A 3,098-nucleotide genomic window follows, 5' to 3' on the forward strand; every position below is an offset into this window, starting at 1 on the left:
CGTCGCCAGGAACCGGCGATGCAGCGTGAGCAGGGCCGCGGCCGGAGCCGCGATAAGCCAGAAGGGCAGGAAACCGAAGGCGGACGCGCCACCGGGCGGCAGCGCCAGCAGTGCCAGGGAAACCAGGGCACCCAGGGCCAGGGCCTGCCAGAGCAGGCGCGAAAGCACGGGAAACTCGGGTTCGGGGCGGCTTGCGAAGGTGCTGAGGCGGGGCATGGGACGCTCCTGCGTTTGGCGTGGAGCCAGCTTCCCAAACGGATGTCTCACGGACCGAGACGGGATTGACGCGCCCTTCGCCCCGGCCCCGATAGGCTGTCACAACACTGAACGGAGCCGCTTATGCGCCGTCTCGCCCTGCTCCTGCCGCTGCTGCTGCTCACCGCTTGCGCCGCCACCGGAGGAACCATGCCGCCACTGACCACCGACGCCAACATCAACCTCGAGCGCTACATGGGCCGATGGTGGGTGATCGCCAACGTTCCCTACTTCGCCGAACGCGGCAAGGTCGCCGCCGCCGACGTCTATACGCTGCGCGACGACGGCCGCATCACCAACACCTACGTCTACCGCAAGGCCTTCGACGAGCCCGAGAAGTCCATGAACGGCGTTGCCGAGGTGGTGCCAGGCAGCAACAACGCGCAGTGGCGCATCGCCTTCTTCTGGGGATTGGTGAAAGCCGACTACCTGGTGATGGAAGTGGCGCCGGATTATTCCTGGGCGCTGATCGGGCATCCCAAGCGCAAGCTGGCCTGGATCTTCTCGCGCAATCCGGTGATGGACGAAACCCTCTACCAGGACCTGCGCCAGCGGTTCGCAGCCTGGGGCTACGACCCGGAAACCATCCTGAAGGTGCCGCACAAGGCCGACCAGGTCGGGCAGCCGGGTTTCCAGTAATCCAGCGGCCCTACAGCCCGGCCGCGTCCAGCGCCTTTTCGGCCACGGCGCGGCCTTCGTCCACCAGCTCGCTGGCGCGCCAGAATTCATAAAACGTCGCCACTTCCCGCGACATCTGGATAAGCAGGTCCGGCGGATCCTGGGCCAGCTGCACGCGTGACATGTGCGCCTGCATGGTGTCGAGCGAACGCGACATCAGGTCCATGACGCCGCGGCTTTTTTCGTGGCCGCTGGCGTGGCGGGCCGGGGTGACCGACGAGGCGATGCCGTCCCAGATCGAGGCCATGCGTTCGCGCAGGCTGCCATTACCGCCGTTTTCCCCGGGCTCTTCGTCGTCGCCGTGGCTGGCGTCGATTTCTTCGCGCCGGGGCTCGAGCGCCGGGTTCATCCAGGGCACAGGGCCGTTGACGTCGACGGCGATCACCCGGTCAACGTGCATCTGCCGGGTGGCCGCGATGGGCACCGGTGCCAGCAGGCCGCCGTCCACCAGCTCGCGGCCATCCACCAGCGCCGGGGTGAAGATCATGGGTATCGCTATGGACGCGCGGATGGCGTCGAACAGCTTGCCGCGGGTCAGCCAGACCTCGCGCTGGCTGGCCAGGTCGGTGGCGACGGCCACGTAGGGCATGGGCAGGTCTTCGATGAGGTGGTCGCCGACCAGTTCGCGCAGGGCGCCGATGACCCGGTCGCCGCGGATAAGGCCCGGGAAGCCATAAACGAAGTCGAGCAGGCGCAGCACGTCGGTGCGCTGCAGGCCGCGGGCCCAGTCGGAATATTCCTGCAGCCGGCCGGCCGCGTAGATGCCACCGACCAGCGAGCCCATCGACGAACCGGCGATGCCGGCGATGTGGTAACCGCGCGCCTCGATCGCCTCGATGACGCCGACGTGGGCGATGCCGCGGGCGCCACCCGCGCCCAGCACCAGGGCGACGCGTTTGCCGGGCTCGGGTGCCGGCAGCGGGGTCTCAGCGCTCATAGGCCGACAGGGCCAGCTGCAGCATCGTGCGCGCCTGCGCACGCAGCGCCGGCGGCTCCATCACCTCGGCGTCGGCGCCGTAGCGCATGACGTCCATCAGCAGTTCCTTGGCATTGCTGTAGGGCAGCTTCAGCTCGTAGCGGCCGTCGGGCAGGAATCGGCCCTCCTGCTTGGAATGCCAGTGTTCGTCGGCGACCCAGCGCGCCGCCTTCGCCGAGAACAGCAGGGTGGCGATGCCCTTGGGCGCGCCGGAAAAGATGCCGTAGCTCGAGGCCAGGTGCTGGTTGAGCTCTTCGTCGGGGATGTCGCGCGCGGCCGGGTCGAGCAGGCGCGCGTGCTGCACCCGGTCGACGGAAAAGCTGCGCAGGCCGTCGCGGTCGTGGTCCCAGGCGTCGAGGTACCAGTTGTCCTTGTAATGCGTGAGTCGCTGCGGCGAGACCTTGCGGTGGGTGCGTTCGTTGGTGGACCGGGCCAGGTAGTCGAATTCGAGCTGGCGGCGTTCGAGCACCGCGCTGGCGACCAGGCGGAAGGCCAGCTCGTCGCGGCGGCAAGCGCTGGCCGGTCGAACGCGTGCGCGTCATCGCCTCGGGACTCGATGCGGCCCTTCAGGGGCGCCAGCGCGCTGGAAAGCACGCCCTGGCCGGTGCGGTCGAGCAGCTGGTGCGCGGCCAGCAGGGCGTGCAGTTCGTCGGAATTGAGCCACAGGCCGGGAAGCTCGAAGCGTTCGGCTTCCTTTTCGTCGTAGCGGATGCTGCCCTCGCCTTCGCTTTCCACCGGCGCGCCCAGGGCGTCGCGCAGGAAGGCGATGTCGCGGTAGAGCGTGGCGCGCGAGCAGGCCAGCTCTTCCATCAGGCGCTTGATCGGCACCGGGTAGCGGGCGGTCTTGAGGCTGCGGTGCAGGGCGAGGATGCGCTCGTAGCGGTCCATGGGGGTCGGGTCCGGCGGTGGGCGGCTAGGCGCCTAGGATGGCAGTTCCGGCCCCTGCCCCGCCACCGCGGGCGCCGGGCCTCGCACCCGCCGCCCGCGACCGGCACAATGCGCGCCATGCACGAGCCCGTCCTCGATCTGCAAAAGCCGGTGGGGGACCAGGTCCGCCAGACCACCTGCTACATGTGCGCCTGCCGCTGCGGCATCAACGTGCACCTGCGCGAAGGCCGGGTACGCTACATCGAAGGCAACCCGGCGCACCCGGTGAACCGCGGCGTGCTGTGCGCCAAGGGCTCGGCCG

At 69.0% G+C, this 3,098-nt stretch carries 3 protein-coding genes and 2 pseudogenes; 2 read left to right on the forward strand and 3 right to left on the reverse strand.

The window, feature by feature from the left end:
* On the reverse strand, positions 1 to 216 hold a 216-nt coding region (locus AACZ35_RS13490; protein ID WP_339830158.1), incomplete at its 3' end, for a hypothetical protein.
* 123 nt (positions 217 to 339) lie between these two features.
* Between AACZ35_RS13490 and AACZ35_RS13495 the strand changes: the two genes are divergently transcribed.
* Positions 340 to 894, forward strand: a complete 555-nt coding sequence (locus AACZ35_RS13495) for a lipocalin family protein (RefSeq protein WP_339830160.1) — start codon at positions 340 to 342, stop codon at positions 892 to 894.
* Positions 895 to 904: 10 nt separating this feature from the next.
* Here AACZ35_RS13495 and AACZ35_RS13500 read toward each other — a convergent pair whose 3' ends face one another.
* Together AACZ35_RS13500 and AACZ35_RS13505 are read right to left on the reverse strand one after the other, a co-directional pair.
* The gene (locus AACZ35_RS13500) at positions 905 to 1,870 is read right to left on the reverse strand and encodes a patatin-like phospholipase family protein (RefSeq protein ID WP_339830162.1); all 966 of its coding nucleotides are present in this window, start codon (positions 1,868 to 1,870) and stop codon (positions 905 to 907) included.
* A pseudogene (locus AACZ35_RS13505) lies at positions 1,860 to 2,797 on the reverse strand (YafY family protein). Before AACZ35_RS13505 ends, AACZ35_RS13500 begins: the two are co-directional and overlap by 11 nt.
* Positions 2,798 to 2,947: 150 nt before the next feature.
* Here AACZ35_RS13505 and AACZ35_RS13510 point away from each other — a divergent pair.
* A pseudogene (locus tag AACZ35_RS13510) lies at positions 2,948 to 3,098 on the forward strand (hypothetical protein); the annotation flags it as partial.

The sequence above is a fragment of the uncultured Arenimonas sp. genome, assembly GCF_963976025.1.
Lineage (GTDB): Bacteria > Pseudomonadota > Gammaproteobacteria > Xanthomonadales > Xanthomonadaceae > Arenimonas.

What these genes read in the sequence shown, in the direction of transcription:
- AACZ35_RS13495 (WP_339830160.1), top strand. Translation starts at nt 340, where the DNA reads ATGCGCCGTCTCGCCCTGCTCCTGCCGCTGCTGCTGCTCACCGCTTGC.
- AACZ35_RS13500 (WP_339830162.1), bottom strand. Translation starts at nt 1,870, where the DNA reads ATGAGCGCTGAGACCCCGCTGCCGGCACCCGAGCCCGGCAAACGCGTC.